Below are 4428 nucleotides of genomic sequence, written 5' to 3' on the forward strand. Positions count from 1 at the left end.
TATTGGGAGAACCAGTACTTGGTTCGGGATTGCTGTCAGTAGTACCAGACTCAGGTGTAGTTGGGTTTCCTGGTACGGTAATGCTGCCAGGAATGCCAGACTCAGGTGTAGTTGAGCCTCCTGGTGCGCTAGGAGTTGGCGAACTAGAGCCTGGAGTATTATTAGGAGAACCAGTACTTGGTTCGGGATTGCTGTCAGTAGTACCAGACTCAGGTGTAGTTGGGTTTCCTGGTACGGTAATGCTGCCAGGAATGCCAGACTCAGGTGTAGTTGAGCCTCCTGGTGCTGGAGTTAAGTTGCTAGGAGCGCCAGGTTCAGTTGTAGGTGTGCTGCCTGGTGCTGGAGTACTTTCAGGAGTGGCAAATCCAGATCCAGGTGCAGTTCCAGATCCAGGTGCAGTTGTGCTATCAGGAGTAGTTTCTGCTGGTGCCGTAGTGTTACTAGGAGCAGGAGCGGTAGGGGTGACTGCTGTGCCACCGGGACAGCGGGAGTTGAGCGGGAAATTCTGGCACAGAATTTTCATCCCTTCTGGCGAAATCTTAATTTCCCTTGGTGCACTAGTTGAGTTGCTACTGGATTGGGCTATGGAGGATTTACTAGATTCGGCCACAGCAATGTTTGCGGTGAATGCTAAAGATAAAGCTGCACCAATCAGAGTCAGAGATTTTCCCATCATTCTGTAATTAACCTCAACGGAACACTCGGCCCATTAAAACAGACAATAGAATTTAGAAAATCTTCCTAAATGAATATATTTAGGTTTGTTTCAGAATATGTGGATATGTAAAATTGGTAAAAATTATATCTGTTGTCTATTGATAACTAGTGTTTAAAAGTACATAAATTAAAACTATAGTTTTAGTTATAGAACGAGTAAGATTAGAACAAATAAGCCTTTAAAAATGGAGAAAAAATTTGTGTTTATGTAGACAAGTGACAAAAATTACAAATGAATTTTGGTAGCAAGCTAATATTAAGTATAAATTAAGTCAAAAAATTCCGTAGAGATAATTTCTGCTTTGGCTTATGAGTAAAATGATGAAAGACTAACATCTAAATTGATTGTAATTCGCCCGATTCTTCACTAAAAAGTGTGATGTGAATAGCCGATGAGTTTTCCCCAACCCCCTCAAAAGCCACAAACTTTACTTGGTCAACTGACTCAAGCGGTACATACTATCCAAGCTAGGGTCGATTTTTCTAAATTGGCGCTCAAGCCTAATGCCAAAGTACCGGAACTCTGGGTGCAGGATGCGGGGGCGGATAAAGCAGAGGTATATCCACTGTTGGGCGATCGCTATATTCTAGGTCGTAGCTCCAAATCCAGCGATATCGTCATCCGTAACCCTGTTGTCAGCCAAATTCACCTGTCGTTATCGCGGAATTCTACTCAACGCACACCAGTTTTCGTTATCAAAGACGAAAACTCTACCAATGGCATTTATCGAGGTAAGCGTCGTGTTAATTCTCTAGAACTGCGTCACGGCGATATTCTGACTCTGGGCCCCCCAGAACTCGCCGCTTCTGTGCGGTTGCAATACGTCGATCCACCAGCCTGGTATGTGAAAGCTGCAAGTTGGACAGCTTGTGGTGTCGGCGGTGTCAGCGCCCTGTTAGCGTTAGTAATTGGCGTCGAATGGCTGAAATTTTCAGTTAGACCCCTACCTACAGCTACACGCGCCCCAGTAGTTGTTTACGCCCGTGATGGAGCCACTCCTCTGAGAGAGCCTCGGACTACCTCCCATGTAGACATGAAGCGATTAGAGGAATTTGGCCCTTATTTGCCTGCTGCGGTGGTGGCTTCAGAGGATAGTCGTTATTACTGGCACTTTGGGGTTGATCCTGTGGGGATTTTACGAGCCGTGTTGATCAATAGCCGCAGTGGAGATGTGCAGCAAGGAGCCAGCACTGTTACCCAGCAAGTTGCCCGCAGTTTGTTCCGCGAGTATGTAGGCAGACAAGATACCCTTGGACGTAAATTGCGCGAGGCAGTTGTCGCCCTGAAGCTCGAAACCTTTTACAGCAAAGATGATATTTTGCTGATGTACTTAAATCGGGTTTTTTTGGGAGGAGATACCTCTGGCTTTGAGGATGCATCCCGGTATTATTTTGAGAAGCCCGCTAAAGAATTAACTTTGGCAGAAGCAGCAACATTGGTAGGAATTTTACCTGCTCCCAACGCTTTCGATTTTTGTGGGGATAGTCCAAATAAGCTAGAAGCAGCTGAATACCGGAATCGTGTGATTAAGCGGTTGCTGGAGATGGGCAAAATTAAACCTGAGGATGCGAACCGAGCTAGACGCTCCACTGTTCAAGTTAGTCCTAAAGTGTGTGAACAGCAAGCTAAGACGATCGCTCCTTATTTTTACAATTACGTCTTCTCCGAGCTTGAATCAATCTTGGGGGAAGGAGCTGCAAGAGAAGGAAATTATATCATTGAAACCAAGCTTGATCCAGCGATACAGAGTCAAGCAGAAGCAGCATTGAATAATTCAGTGAACAACGCTGGTAGAAATTTTAATTTTTCTCAAGGGGCGGTAGTCACTCTTGACTCTAGTACAGGCAGTATCCTGGCAATGGTGGGCGGGACTGATTACAGAAAAAGTCAGTTCAATCGCGCTGTTCAAGCCAAAAGACAACCAGGTTCAACCTTCAAAATTTTTGCTTACACTGCTGCTATTCAACAGGGAATTTCAGAATCAAAAAGTTATTCTTGCGCTCCTTTAACTTGGCAAGGCTTTACTTATAAACCCTGTCGTGCCGGTGCTGGCGCTACTTTAGATATTGCCACGGGGCTTGCTCTTTCAGAAAATCCCATTGCCCTGCGAGTTGCCAGAGAAATCGGGCTGAATAAAGTCGTGGCTATGGCACAGAATTTGGGAATAAAGTCAACCCTTGATCCAGTTCCTGGCTTAGTACTAGGTCAAAGTGTAGTCAATGTTTTGGAAATGACTGGTGCTTTTGGCGCTATTGGTAATGGTGGTGTACGGAATCCTCCCCATGCGATTAACCGAATTTTAGACAGTGGTGATTGCCGCGATCGCAAGGATATCAAAACTTGCCGTGTAATCTACTCCTTCGACCAAGATCCAGATGCCAACAAACGAGTGCTGCCAAATGGTGTAGCCGATGAAATGACTAGTTTGATGCGTGGCGTAGTCACAAGAGGTACTGGTCGTAGTGCTGCAATTGGACTGGGGGAAGCTGGGAAAACAGGCACGACTGATAAAAACGTTGACTTATGGTTCATCGGCTTTATCCCCAGTCGGCGGCTTGTAACTGGTGTCTGGCTGGGAAACGACAATAATTCCCCTACATCTGGTAGCAGCGCTCAAGCAGCTCAGTTGTGGGGAAATTACATGCGGAGAATTACGAGGTAAATTGGGAATTGGGCATTGGGCATTGGGCATTGGGCATTGGGCATTGGGCATTGGGCATTGGGCATTGGGCATTGGGCATTGGGCATTGGGCATTGGGCATTGGGAACTATTGATCAATAAATGATCAATGGAATTTTGTGAGAAGACCTGATTTTGAGGACTTAGAAGTTTATCAACTAGCTGAAAAGCTAGCTAATGAAATTTGGCGTATTGTTAAGGGATGGGACAATTTCACTAAAGATACACTGGGCAAGCAAATTGTTCGATCTGCTGATAGTATTTGTGCGAACATTGCAGAAGGTAGAGGTAGGTACAACGACCAAGACAATCGACGTTTTGTCAAGATTCCGAGAGGCTCTTTGTATGAAACTATCAGCTGGTTGAGGTTAGCCTACGCCAGACAGTTATTGACAAATGAACAAGTAAGCAGGTTTAAACCAATTCTTGATGAACTATTACCCAAGCTCAATGCTTATCTAAAATCCATAGGGAATAGGGAATAGGGAATAGCAACTTAATTCTTTTCCCAATGCCCAATGCCCAATGCCCCATGCCCCATGCCCCATGCCCCATGCCCCATTCCCAATTATTGATATCCCTGCCAAGGAGTAACTTCCAGCGTGCCGCTAGGCTTAAATATCACTTGGAAGTGGGCGAGAGGTTCTTTATTGTTGGGAGCTGCTACATTAGAACCGTAGACAGCGTTGAACATCTTAGGAAGAGGTGTTTCGCGGAAATAGTCAAAGGCAACTTGGTTGAGTGGTTCATAGTCAGCAATTACACCATCTTTGTTGACTGCTACCCGATATTTCAAATCTCGGGTAAAGGTAGGAGTGCCACTCCAAGTTTGGCGAACTGTACTATAAAGCTTTTGATTTAAACCTTTGACTATATTAGAGTCAGTAATTTTTGCACCTACTACCTCTGGCGTCCTAGCATATCCCCGCCAAGGACTAACTTCTAGCACACCTTTTGTAGTAAATACTACTCGGAATTGAGCGATCGGTTCCTTGGAAATGGGAGGACGGCTAGCTGGATTGTAAAGTAC

2 protein-coding genes and 2 pseudogenes are annotated in these 4428 nt (G+C 45.2%); 3 read left to right on the plus strand and 1 reads right to left on the minus strand.

Annotation, left to right across the window (positions count from 1 at the left end):
• From LC574_RS38590 to LC574_RS28350, 3 genes and pseudogenes are all read left to right on the plus strand, one after another.
• Positions 1-683 (plus strand): annotated as a pseudogene (locus tag LC574_RS38590) (hypothetical protein); the annotation flags it as partial.
• Positions 684-1109: 426 nt separating this feature from the next.
• Entirely contained in the window at positions 1110-3380 is a 2271-nt protein-coding gene (locus LC574_RS28345) for a transglycosylase domain-containing protein (RefSeq protein WP_229456993.1), read from the plus strand.
• Positions 3381-3517: 137 nt separating this feature from the next.
• Positions 3518-3883, plus strand: coding sequence for a four helix bundle protein (locus tag LC574_RS28350; RefSeq protein WP_229456994.1), 366 nt, complete (start codon positions 3518-3520; stop codon positions 3881-3883).
• 83 nt (positions 3884-3966) lie between these two features.
• Here LC574_RS28350 and LC574_RS28355 read toward each other — a convergent pair.
• A pseudogene (locus LC574_RS28355) lies at positions 3967-4428 on the minus strand (hypothetical protein); the annotation flags it as partial.

Source organism: Nostoc sp. CHAB 5715, assembly GCF_020829685.1.
Taxonomy (GTDB): Bacteria; Cyanobacteriota; Cyanobacteriia; order Cyanobacteriales; family Nostocaceae; genus Nostoc.